This window comes from Variovorax sp. PMC12, assembly GCF_003019815.1.
Lineage (GTDB): Bacteria > Pseudomonadota > Gammaproteobacteria > Burkholderiales > Burkholderiaceae_C > Variovorax.
Genome location: NZ_CP027773.1, coordinates 3,120,422 through 3,136,637, shown reverse-complemented (window position 1 = coordinate 3,136,637; position 16,216 = coordinate 3,120,422). Strand labels below are relative to the sequence as shown.

The window sequence follows — 16,216 nt, the reverse complement described above, 5'->3', positions numbered from 1 at the left end:
CATGTCCATGACCCCCCAGGAAATCGTCTCCGAGCTCGACAACCACATCGTCGGCCAGCCGGCGGCCAAGCGCGCGGTGGCCATCGCCCTGCGCAACCGCTGGCGCCGCCAGCAGGTCGACGACAAGCTGCGCCACGAGATCACGCCCAAGAACATCCTCATGATCGGCCCCACGGGCGTGGGCAAGACCGAGATCGCGCGCCGCCTTGCGCGGCTGGCCGATGCGCCCTTCATCAAGGTCGAGGCCACCAAGTTCACCGAAGTGGGCTACGTGGGCAAGGACGTCGATTCCATCATCCGCGACCTCGCCGAGATCGCCGTCAAGCAGACGCGCGAATCCGAGAGCGCCAAGGTGCGCGTGCGTGCCGAGGATGCCGCCGAGGAGCGCATCCTCGACGTGCTGCTGCCCCCGGCGCGCGGCGCCGACGGCACGACCCCGGCGATTGACGCTCCCAATCCCACGCGCCAGGCCTTCCGCAAGAAGCTGCGCGAGCACCAGCTCGACGACAAGGAGATCGAGCTCGATCTCGCCGAGACGCGCACGCCGCTGGAAATCATGGGCCCCGCCGGCATGGAGGAAATGACCGAGCAGCTGCGCGGCATGTTCGGCCAGCTGGGGCAGGGCAAGCGCAAGACCCGCAAGCTCAAGATCGGCGAGGCGATGCGCCTGCTGATCGACGAAGAGGCCGCCAAGCTCGTCAACGAGGACGAGATCCGCACGCAGGCTATCGCCAATGCGGAGCAGAACGGCATCGTCTTCATCGACGAGATCGACAAGGTCGCCACGCGCAGCGAAGCGCAGGGCTCCGACGTGTCCCGCCAGGGCGTGCAGCGCGACCTGCTGCCGCTGGTGGAGGGCACGGCCGTCACCACCAAGTACGGCGTGGTGCGCACCGACCACATGCTGTTCATTGCGAGCGGCGCGTTCCACCTGAGCAAGCCGAGCGACCTGATCCCGGAGCTGCAGGGTCGCTTTCCCATTCGCGTCGAGCTGCAGTCGCTCTCGGTGTCGGACTTCGAGAGCATCCTCACGCAGACCCGCGCGTCGCTCGTGAAGCAGTACCAGGCGCTGCTCGCCACCGAGGGCGTGACGCTCGACTTCACCCCCGAGGGCGTGAACCGGCTGGCCACCATCGCCTTCGAGGTGAACGAGCGCACCGAGAACATCGGCGCGCGCCGCCTGTCGACGGTGATGGAGCGCCTGCTGGATGAGGTAAGCTTCGACGCGACCCGCCTCGAAGGCCAGTCGATCCGCATCGATGCCGCCTATGTCGACCAGCGCCTCGCGGCACTAAGTCACGACGAAGATCTTTCGCGCTTCATCCTCTGAAGCCGCCCTTTGGTTCCCCCTGTAACGGGGGAATCCTTCACGCATCACTTTCACTGCGTGGGCTAAGTACTTAATTCTCAACGAAATTCACCGATTCCACGGATTTGGAATCGGTGCTAAGTCGTTGATTCCATTACAAAAAATACCCCGAACGGCCAGTTGCGTCCGAAGTGTTTCCTGCTACAGTGCAAAAAAGTGCAGTTAAGTGGGAAAAAGTGCGGGTAGTGCCCCCTTCGGGTGCCGCAGCACTCCCAACACAGGGGTTTCGTGGTCGTGTTTCAAGGCGCTTCATCGCTCAGTCTGGATGCCAAGGGGCGGCTCTCCGTGCCGACCCGGCATCGTGACGTCCTGAGCGCCACGGCAGGGGGCCAGCTCACGATCACCAAGCATCCGCACGGATGCCTGATGGTGTTCCCCCGTCCCGAATGGGAAAAATTCCGCGAGCGCATCGCCGCGCTGCCGATGTCGGCGCAGTGGTGGAAGCGTGTCTTCCTGGGCAACGCCATGGACGTCGAGATGGACGGCACCGGCCGCATCCTGGTGTCGCCCGAGCTGCGCGCGGCCACCGGCATCACGCGCGAGACGCTGCTGCTGGGCATGGGCAACCACTTCGAACTCTGGGACAAGGCCACGTACGAGGCCAAGGAGGCCGAGGCCACCCAGGGCGAGATGCCGGATGTGTTTCAGGACTTCGCGTTCTGAGGATTCACGTGACTACCCCATGGACCCATACGACCGTCTTGCTGAACGAAGCGGTGGAAGCCCTTCTTTCCGGCAGCACGGCGGCAACCGGCAAATACGTGGACGCCACCTTCGGGCGGGGAGGGCATGCGCGTGCAATCCTCTCCAGGCTGGCGCCGGAAGGCAGGCTGATCGCATTCGACAAGGATGCGGAAGCAGTGGCCGAAGCAGCGCGCATCTCCGATGCGCGTTTTTCTATCCGCCACCAGGGATTCCGCTCGCTGGGCGAACTGCCCGACGCGAGCGTCGACGGCTTGCTGATGGACCTGGGCGTGAGCTCGCCCCAGATCGACAACCCGGTGCGAGGTTTCAGTTTTCGTTTCGACGGCCCGCTCGACATGCGCATGGACACCACGCGCGGCGAGAGCGTGGCCGAGTGGCTGGCAACGGCCAAACTCCAGCAGATTGCAGAGGTGATCCGTGACTATGGCGAAGAACGGTTTGCTGTTCAGATTGCAAAGGCGATTGTTGCTCGCCGACAAGAACGGGGCCCAATTTCAACCACCACCGAACTGGCCGAGCTCGTGGCTGGCACGGTCAAAACCCGCGAGCAGGGCCAGAACCCTGCAACGCGCACATTTCAGGCTTTTCGGATTTTCATCAACGCCGAGCTTGAAGAGCTGCAACAGGCGCTAGAAGCGAGCCTTTCCGTGCTGAAGCCCGGCGGCCGGCTGGCGGTGATCAGCTTCCACTCGCTGGAAGACCGCATCGTCAAGCAGTTCATCGCCAAGCACTCGAAGGAGGTCTACGACCGCCGCGCGCCCTTCGCCGCCCCCAAGGTGATGAAGCTGAACGCGCTCGAGCGCATCAAGCCGTCCCAGGCCGAGGTGAGCGGCAACCCGCGCTCGCGCAGCGCCATCCTGCGCGTGGCCGAGCGCACGGAGGCCGCATGAGCGCCGCCCGGCCGCCCGAAGGCGCTCGCCCCCTCGCTCGCGAGGGGGAAGGCGCAGCCACGCAGTGGCGCAGCCTGGGGGAGCTTCTTTAATCATGGCCCGCATCAACCTGCTTCTGCTGCTGGCTGTGATTGCCACGGCGCTGTACCTCGTTCACACGCAGTACCAGTCGCGCCAGCTCTACACCGAGCTCGACCGCGTGCAGCAGGAAGCCCGCCGCCTGGAGCTGGACCGCGATCGCCTGCAGGTCGAGAAGCGCGCACAGGCCACGCCGCTGCGCGTCGAGAAGCTTGCCAAGGAGCAGTTGCAGATGCGCACCACCTCCCCGGCCATCACGCAGTACGTGCGGCCCGACGGCTCGGTGATCCCGGCCGTGGCGCCGCTGCCGCCGGCCACGCCCGCGGGCGCCAAGCCGGCCGCCAAGCCCGCCACCGCAGCGAGGGCCGCACGATGACCCGGGGCAACCGCAGCGTGCGCTACACCACCAGTCCCTTGCTCGCGAGCAAGACGCCGGTCTGGCGCAGCAAGTTCATCGTGGCCGGCATCGCCTTCGGCTTCGTCATGCTGGCCGCCCGCGCCGCGTACGTGCAGGTGTTCAACAACAGCTTCTTCCAGCGGCAGGGCGAGGTGCGCTTCGCGCGCACGCTCGAGATGCCGGCCAACCGCGGCCGCATCCTCGACCGCAACGGCCTCATCCTCGCGTCCAGCGTGGTGGCGCCCAGCATCTGGGCCATTCCCGAAGACATCGAGCGCGACGACCCCGAGGTGCGCGCCAAGCTCAAGCAGGTGGCCAAGCTGCTCGAGATGCCGCAGAAGGATTTCGACAAGAAGCTCGAGGACGAGGACAAGACCTTCGTCTGGGTGAAGCGCCAGGTCGACGAACCCATCGCCAAGCAGATCGCCGCGATGAACATCAAGGGCCTCTACCAGCGCAAGGAATACAAGCGCCAGTACCCCGAGGGCGAGGCCGCGGCGCACGTGGTGGGCTTCACCAACGTGGAAGACAGCGGCCAGGAAGGCATCGAGCTCGCGTTCAACAAGGAACTGGCGGGCAAGGCCGGCTCGCGCCGCGTCATCAAGGACCGCCTGGGCCGCGTGGTCGAGGGCGTGGGCGAACTGGTGCCGCCGCTCGACGGCCAGGACATCCAGCTCAGCGTCGACAGCAAGGTGCAGTTCTTCGCCTACCAGAAGCTGCGCGACGCCGTGATTGCGCGCAAGGCCAAGGCCGGCAGCGTGGTGGTGCTCGACTCCACCACCGGGGAGGTGCTGGCGCTGGCCAACTACCCGAGCTACGTGCCCGACAAGCGCCAGAACCTCACCGGCGAGCAGCTGCGCAACCGCGCGCTCACCGACACCTTCGAGCCCGGCTCGACCATGAAGCCCATCACGGTCGGCATGGCCCTGGAAGCCGGCCGCGTGAAGCCGTCGACGGTGATCGACACCGCGCCCGGGCGCTACCAGATCGGCGGCTTCACCATCAGCGACACCCACAACTACGGCGCGCTGACGGTCGAGGGTGTGATCCAGAAGTCGAGCAACGTGGGCGCGCTCAAGATCGCACAGAAGATGACCCCGCACGAGATGTGGGACACCTACACCGCGCTCGGCTACGGCCAGAAGCCGCAGATCCAGTTCCCCGGCGCGGTGACGGGCCGCCTGCGCCCGTGGAAGACCTGGAAGCCGGTCGAGCAGGCCACCATGGCCTACGGCTACGGCCTGTCGGCTTCGCTGTTCCAGATGGCGCATTCGTACACCTCGTTCGCGCACGACGGCTCGCTCATTCCGGTCACCATCCTCAAGAACTCCGAGCCGCCGGCCGGCGTGCGGGTGTTCTCGCCGTCGAACGCGCTGGCCGTTCGCAAGATGCTGCAGATGGCCGCCGGCCCCGGCGGCACCGGCACGCGCGCGCAGACGGTGGGTTACTCGGTCGGCGGCAAGTCGGGCACCGCCCACAAGCAGGTCGGCAAGGGTTACGCCAGCAACAAATACCGTGCGTGGTTCACCGGCATGGCGCCGATCGAGAAGCCGCGCATCATCGTCGCCGTGATGATCGACGAGCCCAGCGACGGCCAGTATTTCGGCGGCCTGGCAGCGGCTCCCGTGTTCAGCGAAGTCGTGCAGCAGACCCTGCGCATGATGAACGTACCGCCCGACCTGGCGGTCAAACCGCTTGTGATGACGCAGGGCGTCGACGAGAGTTTCTGAACATGCTGACCTTCACTTCCCCCCAACTGGTGGCCGCCTGGCTGAAGGAGCGTGCACCGCAGGGCGCGATGCATGCCGACAGCCGTGCCGTGGGCGCGGGCGACATCTTCGTCGCCTGGCCCGGCGCCGCCACCGACGGCCGCAAGCACGTGGCATCCGCGCTGGCGCAGGGCGCCGCGGTCTGCCTGGTCGAGCACGAGGGCGTCGAGCCCTTCGGTTTCGATGGCGATGAACGCATCGTGAGCTACCCCGGCCTCAAGGCCGCCACCGGCCCGATCGCCTCGGCCTTCTACGACAACCCCTCGGCCTTGCTCGACGTGCTGGCCGTGACCGGCACCAACGGCAAGACCTCCACCGCCTGGTGGCTGGCCGAATCGCTCTCCACGCTGCGGGCGGCGGGCGGCGTGCGCGCCATGAAGCCCGACGGCACCATGCAGCGCGACGCGCCTTCGCCCTGCGCCGTGATGGGCACGCTCGGCATCGGCGTGCCGCCCGAGCTGACCTACACCGGCCTGACCACACCCGACCCGGTGATGATGCAGCGCGAGCTGCGCGCGCTGGTCGAGCGCGGCTTCGGCGCCTGCGCCATCGAGGCCTCGTCCATCGGCATCGCCGAGCGCCGGCTCGACGGCGCGCGGATCGCGGTGGCCGTGTTCACCAATTTCACGCAGGACCACCTCGACTACCACGGCAGCATGGACGCCTACTGGCAGGCCAAGGCCGAGCTGTTCCGCTGGCCGGGCCTGCGCGCGGCGGTGATCAACATCGACGACACGCACGGCGCCAGCCTGTGCGCGAACCTGATCGACGCCGGCATCGGCGCGCTCGACGTCTGGACCGTCTCGGCCGGCGGCAAGCCGGCGCGACTGGTGGCGCGCGACATCGGCTACGACGCGCAGGGCCTGCAGTTCTCGGTGGCCGAGCACGGCACCGACGCCGTCGAGCGCCTGTCGACCGGCCTGATCGGCCAGTACAACGTGGCCAACCTGCTCGGCGTGCTCGGCACCCTGCGCGCGCTGGGCCTCACGCTGGCGCAGGCCGTGGCCGCCTGCGCCAACCTCACCAGCGTGCCGGGCCGCATGGACCGCGCCGGCACCGGCGAAGGCGCGCCGCTGGCCGTGGTCGACTACGCGCACACGCCCGACGCGCTGGACAAGGCCCTGACCGGCCTGCGCCCGCTGGCAAGGCAGCGCGGCGGTGCACTGTGGTGCCTGTTCGGCTGCGGCGGCGACCGCGACCCGATCAAGCGCCCGATGATGGCCGCCGTCGCCGAGCGCCAGGCCGACCGCGTGATCGTCACCAGCGACAACCCGCGCAGCGAAAAGCCCGACGCCATCATCAGCCAGGTGCTGCTCGGCTTCTCGCGCCCTGAGGGCGCGCAGGTGCAGCCGGATCGCGCCATCGCCATCGCCGACGCGATCGCGCAGGCCGCCCCGCAGGACGTGGTGCTGATCGCCGGCAAGGGCCACGAGGCGTGGCAGGAAATCGCCGGGCAGCGCATCGAGTTCTCCGACAAGGCGCATGCGCTGCAGGCGCTGGCAAAGCGAGGTGGCGCATGACCGATACCACGCCGCTCGGCATCACGCTGGCACAGGTGCAGCAATGGATTCCCGGCGCGCGCCTGGTGGGCGACGCCTCGACCGTCGTCGCCCGCGTGCACACCGACACCCGCACGCTCGCGGCCGGCGACCTGTTCGTCGCGCTCAAGGGCGAGCGCTTCGACGCCAACGAATTTCTCGCCGAGGCGAAGAAGCAGGGCGCCGTCGCCGCCATCGCCCACCACGGCCTTGAGGCCGCGGGCCTGGCCGGCCTGGAGGTGCCCGACACGCTGGCAGCGCTGGGCGCGCTCGGCGCTGGCTGGCGTGCACAGTTCGACCTGCCGCTGATCGCCGTGACCGGCAGCAACGGCAAGACCACGGTCACGCAGATGATCGCGGCGATCCTGTTCGCCTTCCGGGCCGAGCGCGCGCTGGCCACGGCCGGCAACTTCAACAACGAGATCGGCGTGCCGCTCACGCTGCTGCGCCTGCGCGCGCAGCACCAGCGCGCGGTGCTCGAACTGGGCATGAACCATCCGGGCGAGATCGCGCGGCTGGCCGCCATTTCGCGCCCGACCATCGCGCTGGTCAACAACGCGCAGCGCGAGCACCAGGAGTTCATGGCCACCGTCGAGGCGGTGGCCATCGAGAACGCCTCGGTGTTCGCGGTGCTGCCCGACGACGGCACGGCCGTCTTTCCGCACGGCGACGCCTTCACCTCGCTGTGGACCGACATGGCGCACGCCGGCGGCTCGCGCCGCTGCATGACCTTCGGCGAATCGGAAGACGCCGACATCTCGCTCGACAGCGCCGAATGGAAGCAGGGCGCCTGGGCCGTGCGCATCCGCACGCCCATCGGCGGCTTCGACGCGCGCCTGCACATCGCGGGCCGCCACAACGTCGTCAACGCGCTCGCGGCCACGGCCTGCGCGCTCGCGGCCGGCGTGTCCACCGACATCATCGCCGCGGGCCTGAGCGCCTTCGAGCCGGTCAAGGGCCGTTCGCGCGCCAGCGAGATCGTGGTGGACGGCGGCCGCGCGGTCACGCTGGTCGACGACAGCTACAACGCCAATCCCGATTCCGTGATTGCCGCCATCGACGTGCTCGCCGCCCTGCCGGGCCCGCGCCTGCTGGTGCTCGGCGACATGGCCGAGGTGGGCGAGCGCTCGACCGAGTTCCACGCCGAGGTCGGCGACTGGGCGCGCCACCGCGGCATCGAGGCCGTCTACACCCTCGGCAGCGCCACGGCCCACACCGTCGCCGCGTTCCGGGGCGATGCCGACGGCCGCCATTTCAACGAGTTCGACGCGCTCGGCGCCGCCGTGCTCGCCCGGCTGCCGCATGTCGGCAGCGTGCTCGTCAAGGGCTCGCGCTCCATGAAGATGGAACGCGTGGTCCAGGCCATCGCGGCCCAGGCACGACAACCACAACAACAAAAGGAGGCCGGTCATGACGCATGAGCCGCGCGAAACCACATGCTGATGACCCTGGCCCAATGGCTGCAGACGCTCTCGCCCGAATTCGGGTTCCTGCGCGTTTTCCAGTACCTGACTTTCCGCGCGCTGATGGCCGCGCTGACCGCGCTGGTGGTCGGCCTGGTGGCGGGGCCGTACGTCATTCGCCGCCTGGCCGCGCTCAAGATCGGCCAGCCGGTGCGCGGCTACGGCATGGAGACGCACCTGACCAAGAGCGGCACGCCGACCATGGGCGGCGTGCTCGTGCTGTTCTCCATCGCGCTGTCGACGCTGCTGTGGTTCGACGTGTCGAACCGCTTCGTGTGGATCGTGCTGTGGGTCACGATGGGCTTCGGCGCCATCGGCTGGGTCGACGACTGGCGCAAGGTGGTGCGCAAGGACCCGGAAGGCATGCGCTCGCGCGAGAAGTATTTCTGGCAGTCGGTGGTCGGCCTGCTCGCCGGCTTCTACCTGCTGTTCAGCATTTCGGAAAGCTCCAACTGGCGCGTGCTGCAGCTGTTCTTCGCGTGGGTGCAGTCGGGCTTCGACCTCAGCTTCCCGCCCAAGATCAACCTGCTGGTGCCTTTCTTCAAGGAAGTGAGCTATCCGCTGGGCGGCATCGGCTTCGTGGTGTTGACCTACCTGGTGATCGTGGGCGCGAGCAACGCGGTGAACCTGACCGACGGCCTCGACGGCCTGGCCATCATGCCGGTGGTGATGGTCGGCTCGGCGCTGGGCGTGTTCGCCTACGTCACCGGCAGCGCGGTGTATTCCAAGTACCTGCTGTTCCCCAACATCCCGGGCTCGGGCGAGCTGCTGGTGTTCTGCTCCGCCATGGCGGGCGCGGGGCTCGCGTTCCTGTGGTTCAACACGCACCCGGCGCAGGTCTTCATGGGCGACGTGGGCGCGCTGGCGCTCGGCGGCGCGCTGGGCACCATCGCGGTCATCGTGCGCCAGGAGATCGTGTTCTTCATCATGGGCGGCATCTTCGTGGTCGAGGCGATCTCGGTGATGGCGCAGGTGATGTACTTCAAGTACACCAAGAAGCGCTACGGCGAAGGCCGGCGCGTGCTGAAGATGGCGCCGCTGCACCATCACTTCGAGAAGAGCGGCTGGCGCGAGACGCAGGTCGTGGTGCGCTTCTGGATCATCACGATGCTGCTGTGCCTCGTGGGCCTTTCGACGCTGAAGCTGCGGTAACGGACACATGCGGCACCTGAAAGACCTCCACGTTCTCATCCTCGGCCTCGGCGCGTCCGGGCTGGCGATGGCGCGCTGGTGCGCGCGGCACGGCGCCGTCGTGACCGTGGCCGACACCCGCGAGGCGCCCGCCTCGCTGGCGACGCTGAAGGCGGAATGGCCCGAGGTTGCTTTCGTCGGCGGTCCGTTCACGGCCGCGCTGGTCGAAGGCACGCCGATCCGCGCGGTCTATCGCTCGCCGGGGCTGTCGCCCGCGACCATCGCGCCGGTGGCCGATGCCGCACGCGCCATGGGCCTGCCGGTCGGCGGCGAACTCGACCTGTTCGCGCGCGCGCTGCTGGACCTGCGGACGGTCGAGGTGCCTGTGGCGGAAGCCGAGCCCGAACCCGAAGCCGTGCCCGAAGCGCCCGTGGAAGCCGCCGAGCCGCAGCCGCAGGCAGAGCTGCCGCTGGAAGAGCCGGCGCCCGCCGAGCCGGCAGATGCCGTGGCAGAGCCTGTGCAGCAGCCCGAACCCGCGCCGGAGCCAGAGCCGGAGCCCGAGCCGATCGTTCCCGCGCAAGCCGAGGCCATGCCGCGCGATCCTTCGCTCAGCGTTGCCGTGCCGCAGCCTCCGGAAGCCGACGCACCTGCTGCCGCCCCTGAGGCAAGCGCAGAAACTGTCGAAACTGCTGCCGCCGAGCTTCCCGTCGCCATCCCGGCGCCGGCGCCCGCCACCGTTTCCCGCCTGCCCGCCACCGGCAAGCCTTACGTTCCCACGGCCGCCAAGGAAGCCGCGGAGTTCGTCGCCAAGATCGCCGAGCTTTCCGCCACCAACCCGGCCTCCGCCGCCGTCGAGGAAGAATCGCCGCAGCTCGAACTGGCCCCGCCGGTCGAGCCCGAGGCGCCCAAGGGCTACACGCCCGCGGTGCTCGCCATCACCGGCACCAACGGCAAGACCACCGTCACCTCGCTCACCGGCCAACTGGTCGAGCGCGCGGGCAAGACCGTGGCCGTGGCCGGCAACATCGGCCCGACGCTGCTCGACACGCTCTGGGCCCGCATCGACGCCGGCACGCTGCCCGACGTGTGGGTGCTCGAGCTCTCCAGCTTCCAGCTCGACGGCGTGCAGGACTTCGAGCCGACCGCCGCCACCGTGCTCAACCTCACGCAGGACCACCTCGACTGGCACGGCGACATGCCGGCCTACGCGGCGGCCAAGGCGCGCATCTTCGGCGCGCGCGGGCTGATGATCCTCAACCGCGACGACGCCGGCGTGATGGCGATGCTGCCCGCGCCCGTCAAGGTCAAGCTGCAGCGTCCGCAGATCCGCGCGCACGTCACCTTCGGCGCCGCGATGCCGCTGCGCCCGGGCGACTACGGCATCGAGCGCGTCAACGGCATGGCCTGGCTGGTGCGCGCGCTGGAAGCCGACGAAACCCAGAAGCGCAAGCGCGGCGCCGTGGTCGAGGAAGAAATCTTCCTGCAGCGCCTGATGCCGGCCGATGCGCTGCGCATCCGCGGCCGCCATAACGCCATGAACGCGCTGGCCGCCCTCGCGCTGGCGAGCGCCGCCGGCTGCCCGCTCGGCCCCATGCTCTACGGCCTGCGCGAATACCACGGCGAGCCGCACCGCGTGGAACCCATCGCCATCGTCGACGAGGTCGAGTACTTCGACGACAGCAAGGGCACCAACGTCGGTGCCACCGTGGCCGCGCTGGCCGGCCTGGGCGAAGAGCGACGCGTGGTCGTGATCCTCGGCGGCGAAGGCAAGGGACAGGACTTCGAGCCGCTCGCCGCGCCCGTGCGCCAGTACGCGCGCGCCGTGGTGCTCATCGGCCGCGACGCACCCATCATCGAGGCCGCGCTGGCTTCCACCGGCGTCTCGCTGATGCACGCGGGCTCCATGGACGAAGCCGTGCAGGCCGCCGCCGCCCGCGCCAATCCGGGTGATGCAGTGCTGCTGTCACCGGCCTGCGCGAGCTTCGACATGTTCAGGGACTACGAGCACCGCGCCGACGTTTTCCGCGAGGCCGTGCTGGCCTGGGCGGACAGCCCGCGCGGACTGGGCGATTCTTCGACGACGGAGGAGCAGCTTTGAACTCTGCCGCATCGGGCGCCACGCCCAACGCACGCACCAGCCGCTTCGGCGGCTGGTTCAGGCGCGCCCGCAGCGGCATCGACGCGCTGCCGGTGCACCTGCCCGTGCGGCTGGGCGGCGCCGGCATCGCACAGACCAAGGCCACGCCCATGCGCGTGCTGGGCTTCGACCAGGCGCTGGTCTGGGTCACGGTCGCGCTGCTGACCTGGGGCCTGATCATGGTGTATTCGGCCTCCATCGCGCTGCCCGACAACCCGCGCTTCGCGCGCGCCGGCTACAGCGCTTCCTACTTCCTCACGCGGCACGCGGCCTCGGTGGTGTTCGCGTTCGTCGCCGCGCTGCTGACCTTCCAGATCCCGATGAAGACCTGGGAGCGCGCCGCGCCCTGGCTCTTCGTCGCGTCGCTGCTGCTGCTGGTGGCCGTGCTCATTCCGCACATCGGCATCAACGTGAACGGCGCGCGCCGCTGGCTGCCGATGGGCTTCATGCGCTTCCAGCCCTCGGAGCTGGCCAAGCTCGCGATGGTGCTCTACGCCGCCAGCTACATGGTGCGCAAGATGGAGATCAAGGAGCGCTTCTTCCGCGCCGTGCTGCCGATGGGCATCGCGGTGGTGGTGGTCGGCATGCTGGTGATGGCCGAGCCCGACATGGGCGCGTTCATGGTGATCGCGGTGATCGCCATGGGCATCCTGTTCCTGGGCGGCGTGAACGCGCGCATGTTCTTCGTGATCGCCGCGCTGGTGGTGGTGGCCTTCGGCACCATCGTCGCGACCAGCCCGTGGCGCCGCGAGCGCATCTTTGCGTACCTCGATCCGTGGAGCGAAGAGCATGCGCTGGGCAAGGGCTACCAGCTGTCGCACTCGCTGATCGCCATCGGGCGCGGCGAAATTTTCGGCGTGGGCCTGGGCGGCAGCGTCGAGAAGCTGCACTGGCTGCCCGAGGCGCACACCGACTTCCTGCTCGCCGTGATCGGCGAGGAGTTCGGCCTGATCGGCGTGCTGCTGATCATCGGCCTGTTCCTCTGGCTCACGCGCCGCATCATGCACATCGGCCGCCAGGCGATCGCGCTGGACCGCGTGTTCTCCGGCCTCGTGGCGCAGGGCGTGGGCGTGTGGCTCGGCTTCCAGGCGTTCATCAACATGGGCGTGAACCTGGGCGCGCTGCCGACCAAGGGCCTGACCCTGCCGCTGATGAGCTTCGGCGGCTCGGCCATCCTGATGAACCTCGTGGCGCTGGCCGTGGTGCTGCGCATCGACTACGAGAACCGCGTGCTGATGAGAGGGGGCCGCGTATGACCGGCCGTACCGCACTCGTCATGGCAGGCGGCACCGGCGGCCACATCTTCCCCGGACTCGCGGTGGCCGAGGCCCTGCGCGAGCGCGGCTGGCAGGTGCACTGGCTGGGCGCGCCCGGCAGCATGGAAGAAAAACTCGTGCCGCCGCGTGGCTTCGCCTTCGAGCCGGTGCAGTTCGGCGGCGTGCGCGGCAAGGGTCCGCTCACGCTGTTCCTGCTGCCGCTGAATCTGCTGCGCGCCTTCTGGCAGAGCCTGGGCGTGGTGCGCCGCGTGAAGCCCGACGTGCTGGTGGGCCTGGGCGGCTACATCACCTTCCCCGGCGGAATGATGGGCGTGCTGATGGGCAAGCCGCTGGTGCTGCACGAGCAGAACTCGGTCGCCGGCCTCGCCAACAAGGTGCTGGCGGGCGTGGCCGACCGCGTGTTCACCGCCTTCCCCAATGTGCTGAAGAAGGCGCAATGGGTGGGCAATCCGCTGCGCGAGGCATTCACCTCCAAGGCCGATCCGGCCACGCGTTTCGCGGGCCGCACCGGCCCGCTGAAGCTGCTGGTGGTGGGCGGCAGCCTGGGCGCGCGCGGCCTCAACACCGTGGTGCCCAAGGCGCTGGCCCGCATCGAGCCGGCCGTGCGCCCGCAGGTGCTGCACCAGAGCGGCGCCAAGCAGATCGACGAGCTGCGCGCCAACTACACGGCGGCCGGCGTCGAAGGCGAACTCACGCCCTTCATCGAAGACACGGCGCAGGCCTATGCGGACGCCGACATCATCGTCGCGCGCGCAGGTGCCAGCACCGTCACAGAAATCGCGGCCGTCGGCGCAGCAGCGCTGTTCGTGCCTTTCCCTTCGGCGGTCGACGACCACCAGACCACCAACGCGCGCTTCCTCGTGGACGCGGGCGGCGGCTGGCTGGTGCAGCAGGCCGACCTCACTCCTGAATTGCTGGCTGACTTGCTACAGAACACAGAGCGCACCGCGCTGATCGACAAGGCCGCGAAGGCCAAGACCATGCAGAAGACCGAAGCCGTCGAGGCGGTCGTCCGCGCCTGCGAGGAGCTTGCCAAATGAAGCACGCGATCCGTCACATCCATTTCGTCGGCATCGGCGGCTCGGGCATGAGCGGCATCGCCGAAGTGCTGCTGAACCTGGGCTACAAGATCACCGGCTCCGACCTGGCCGACAGCGCCACGCTGCGCCGGCTCGCGGGCCTGGGCATCGGCACCTTCGTGGGCCATGCCGCTGCGCACATCGACGGCGCGGACGCGGTCGTCACCTCCACCGCAGTGCAGCCGGACAACCCCGAAGTGCTGGCCGCGCGCGAGAAACGCATTCCGGTGGTGCCGCGCGCGCTGATGCTGGCCGAGCTGATGCGCCTGAAGCAGGGCATTGCCATCGCCGGCACGCACGGCAAGACCACCACCACCAGCCTGGTGGCGAGCGTGCTCGACGCCGCCGGCCTGGACCCGACCTTCGTGATCGGCGGCCGCCTGAACAGCGCGGGCGCGAATGCGCAGCTCGGCAGCGGCGACTACATCGTGGTCGAGGCCGATGAATCGGACGCCTCGTTCCTGAACCTGCTGCCCGTGATGGCGGTGGTCACGAACATCGATGCCGACCACATGGAGACCTACGGGCACGACTTCGCGAAGTTGAAGAAGGCGTTCGTCGACTTCCTGCACCGCATGCCGTTCTATGGGGTGGCCATCTTGTGCACCGACGACCCCGCGGTGCGCGAGATCGTCGCCAGCGTGACCTGCCCGGTGACCAGCTACGGCTTCGGCGAAGACGCCCAGGTGCGCGCCATCGACGTGCGCGCCGTCGGCGGCCAGATGCATTTCACCGCGCAGCGCCGCAACGGCGTGACGCTGCCCGACCTGCCCATCGTGCTGAACCTGCCTGGCGAGCACAACGTGCGCAATGCGCTGTCGGTGATCGCGGTGGCGGTGGAACTCGGCATTCCCGACGAGGCCGTGCAGCGCGGCCTGGCGGGCTTCAAGGGCGTGGGCCGCCGCTTCCAGAGCTACGGCGACGTGGCGGTGCAGGGCGGCGACGCCGCTGCTGCCGGCACCTTCACCGTCATCGACGACTACGGCCATCACCCCGTGGAAATGGCGGCCACCATCGCGGCCGCGCGCGGCGCCTTCCCGGGGCGCCGGCTGGTGCTGGCCTTCCAGCCGCACCGCTACACCCGCACGCGCGACTGCTTCGAGGACTTCGTCAAGGTCATCGGCACGGCCGACGCGGTGCTGCTCGGCGAGGTCTATGCCGCCGGCGAGGCGCCCATCGTGGCCGCGGACGGCCGCACGCTGGCACGCGCGCTGCGCGTGGCGGGCAAGGTCGAGCCGGTGTTCGTCGACGACATCGCCGCCATGCCGCAAGCCATTCTCGACAACGCCCGCCCGGGCGACGTGGTGCTCTCGATGGGCGCCGGGTCCATCGGCGCGGTGCCGGCCAAGGTGGTCGAACTGGGCGCCACGCCCTCAACATCGCAGCGCGATTCGCGCCAAGGGAGGGCCGCATGAGCCTTCAGGATCCCAAACTCTTCGGCAAGGTCGCCGTGCTGTTCGGCGGCAGTTCCGCCGAACGCGAAATCTCGTTGATGTCGGGCACTGGCGTGCTCGAAGCCCTGCGCTCGCGCGGCGTCGACGCGCATGCCTTCGACCCCTCGCAGCGCGAGCTGGCCGATCTCAAGCGCGAAGGCTTCGCGCGCTGCTTCGTCGCGCTGCACGGCCGCCACGGCGAGGACGGCACGGTGCAGGGCGCGCTCGAGCTGCTCGGCATTCCCTACACCGGCTCGGGCGTGATGGCTTCCAGCGTGGCCATGGACAAGGTCATGACCAAGCGCATCTGGCAGGCCGACGGCCTGCCCACGCCCAAGTACGTGCGCCTGGCCTTCGACCAGCAAAGCCGCGAGCAGGTCATGGCCGTGCCTGACGTGCTCGGCCTGCCGCTGATCGTGAAGCCGCCGCGCGAGGGCTCGTCCATCGGCGTGACCAAGGTCGAGGGCTACTCCCAGATGCAGGACGCGATCACGCTCTCGGCCAAGTACGACGCAGACGTGCTCTGCGAAGAGTTCATCGAAGGCGAGGAAGTGACCTGCGCCGTGCTTGGCCACGGGCTCGACGCGCGTGCGCTGCCTGTGGTGCGCATCGCCGCGCCCGAAGGCGCCTACGACTACCAGAACAAGTACTTCACCGACGACGTGAAGTACCAGTGCCCGAGTGGCCTGCCCGAGGCGGAAGAGCACGAGATCCAGCGCATTACGCTGGCCGCCTACCGCACGCTCGGCTGCCGCGGCTGGGGCCGTGCCGACGTGATGATCCGCGCCAGCGACCGCAAGCCCTTCCTGCTCGAGATGAACACCTCGCCCGGCATGACCAGCCACTCGCTGGTGCCGATGTCGGCCCGCGCCGCGGGCATCGCCTACGAAGAACTCTGCGTGCGGGTGCTGGCCTCGGCCACGCTCGACGCCACGGGAGGCTCGTTATAG

Annotated in this window: 13 protein-coding genes; all 13 read left to right on the top strand. The window is 68.9% G+C overall.

Annotated elements, in window-relative coordinates:
* Position 1: 1 nt before the first annotated feature.
* The 13 genes from hslU (at position 2) to C4F17_RS14565 (ending at position 16,216) form a co-directional block, all read left to right on the top strand.
* A complete protein-coding gene (gene hslU / locus C4F17_RS14625) occupies positions 2-1,330 on the top strand; it encodes an ATP-dependent protease ATPase subunit HslU (protein WP_106935709.1) in 1,329 nt (442 codons plus the stop codon).
* 273 nt (positions 1,331-1,603) lie between these two features.
* Positions 1,604-2,032, top strand: a complete 429-nt coding sequence (mraZ, locus tag C4F17_RS14620; RefSeq protein ID WP_081270207.1) for a division/cell wall cluster transcriptional repressor MraZ — start codon at positions 1,604-1,606, stop codon at positions 2,030-2,032.
* An 8-nt stretch (positions 2,033-2,040) separates the two neighbouring features.
* Positions 2,041-2,964 carry a 16S rRNA (cytosine(1402)-N(4))-methyltransferase RsmH gene (gene rsmH, locus C4F17_RS14615; RefSeq protein ID WP_106935708.1) on the top strand — a complete coding sequence of 308 codons (924 nt, stop codon included), beginning with the start codon at positions 2,041-2,043 and terminating at the stop codon, positions 2,962-2,964.
* A gap of 94 nt (positions 2,965-3,058) precedes the next feature.
* Entirely contained in the window at positions 3,059-3,418 is a 360-nt protein-coding gene (gene ftsL / locus C4F17_RS14610) for a cell division protein FtsL (RefSeq protein ID WP_106935707.1), read from the top strand.
* The gene (locus tag C4F17_RS14605; protein WP_081270174.1) at positions 3,415-5,169 is read left to right on the top strand and encodes a peptidoglycan D,D-transpeptidase FtsI family protein; all 1,755 of its coding nucleotides are present in this window, start codon (positions 3,415-3,417) and stop codon (positions 5,167-5,169) included. Before ftsL ends, C4F17_RS14605 begins: the two co-directional genes overlap by 4 nt.
* 2 nt (positions 5,170-5,171) lie before the next feature.
* On the top strand, positions 5,172-6,728 hold the full coding sequence (locus C4F17_RS14600) for a UDP-N-acetylmuramoyl-L-alanyl-D-glutamate--2,6-diaminopimelate ligase (protein WP_106935706.1): 1,557 nt from the start codon (positions 5,172-5,174) through the stop codon (positions 6,726-6,728).
* Positions 6,725-8,167: a UDP-N-acetylmuramoyl-tripeptide--D-alanyl-D-alanine ligase gene (locus tag C4F17_RS14595; RefSeq protein ID WP_106935705.1), complete on the top strand. Its 1,443-nt coding sequence runs from the start codon at positions 6,725-6,727 to the stop codon at positions 8,165-8,167. Before C4F17_RS14600 ends, C4F17_RS14595 begins: the two co-directional genes overlap by 4 nt.
* 15 nt (positions 8,168-8,182) lie before the next feature.
* Positions 8,183-9,361 carry a phospho-N-acetylmuramoyl-pentapeptide-transferase gene (gene mraY / locus C4F17_RS14590; protein ID WP_081270177.1) on the top strand — a complete coding sequence of 393 codons (1,179 nt, stop codon included), beginning with the start codon at positions 8,183-8,185 and terminating at the stop codon, positions 9,359-9,361.
* Positions 9,362-9,368: 7 nt separating this feature from the next.
* Positions 9,369-11,438: a UDP-N-acetylmuramoyl-L-alanine--D-glutamate ligase gene (gene murD / locus C4F17_RS14585; RefSeq protein ID WP_106935704.1), complete on the top strand. Its 2,070-nt coding sequence runs from the start codon at positions 9,369-9,371 to the stop codon at positions 11,436-11,438.
* Positions 11,435-12,733, top strand: coding sequence for a putative lipid II flippase FtsW (gene ftsW / locus C4F17_RS14580; RefSeq protein ID WP_081270178.1), 1,299 nt, complete (start codon positions 11,435-11,437; stop codon positions 12,731-12,733). Before murD ends, ftsW begins: the two co-directional genes overlap by 4 nt.
* On the top strand, positions 12,730-13,794 hold the full coding sequence (murG, locus tag C4F17_RS14575; protein WP_106935703.1) for an undecaprenyldiphospho-muramoylpentapeptide beta-N-acetylglucosaminyltransferase: 1,065 nt from the start codon (positions 12,730-12,732) through the stop codon (positions 13,792-13,794). Before ftsW ends, murG begins: the two co-directional genes overlap by 4 nt.
* Entirely contained in the window at positions 13,791-15,248 is a 1,458-nt protein-coding gene (gene murC, locus C4F17_RS14570) for a UDP-N-acetylmuramate--L-alanine ligase (RefSeq protein ID WP_106935702.1), read from the top strand. Before murG ends, murC begins: the two co-directional genes overlap by 4 nt.
* On the top strand, positions 15,245-16,216 hold the full coding sequence (locus C4F17_RS14565; RefSeq protein ID WP_081270181.1) for a D-alanine--D-alanine ligase: 972 nt from the start codon (positions 15,245-15,247) through the stop codon (positions 16,214-16,216). The genes murC and C4F17_RS14565 overlap by 4 nt, the downstream gene beginning before the upstream one ends.

Coding starts and splice junctions, on each gene's coding strand:
- hslU (WP_106935709.1), top strand. CDS start 2: ATGTCCATGACCCCCCAGGAAATCGTCTCCGAGCTCGACAACCACATC.
- ftsL (WP_106935707.1), top strand. CDS start 3,059: ATGGCCCGCATCAACCTGCTTCTGCTGCTGGCTGTGATTGCCACGGCG.
- C4F17_RS14605 (WP_081270174.1), top strand. CDS start 3,415: ATGACCCGGGGCAACCGCAGCGTGCGCTACACCACCAGTCCCTTGCTC.
- C4F17_RS14600 (WP_106935706.1), top strand. CDS start 5,172: ATGCTGACCTTCACTTCCCCCCAACTGGTGGCCGCCTGGCTGAAGGAG.
- C4F17_RS14595 (WP_106935705.1), top strand. CDS start 6,725: ATGACCGATACCACGCCGCTCGGCATCACGCTGGCACAGGTGCAGCAA.
- mraY (WP_081270177.1), top strand. CDS start 8,183: ATGCTGATGACCCTGGCCCAATGGCTGCAGACGCTCTCGCCCGAATTC.
- murD (WP_106935704.1), top strand. CDS start 9,369: ATGCGGCACCTGAAAGACCTCCACGTTCTCATCCTCGGCCTCGGCGCG.
- murG (WP_106935703.1), top strand. CDS start 12,730: ATGACCGGCCGTACCGCACTCGTCATGGCAGGCGGCACCGGCGGCCAC.
- murC (WP_106935702.1), top strand. CDS start 13,791: ATGAAGCACGCGATCCGTCACATCCATTTCGTCGGCATCGGCGGCTCG.
- C4F17_RS14565 (WP_081270181.1), top strand. CDS start 15,245: ATGAGCCTTCAGGATCCCAAACTCTTCGGCAAGGTCGCCGTGCTGTTC.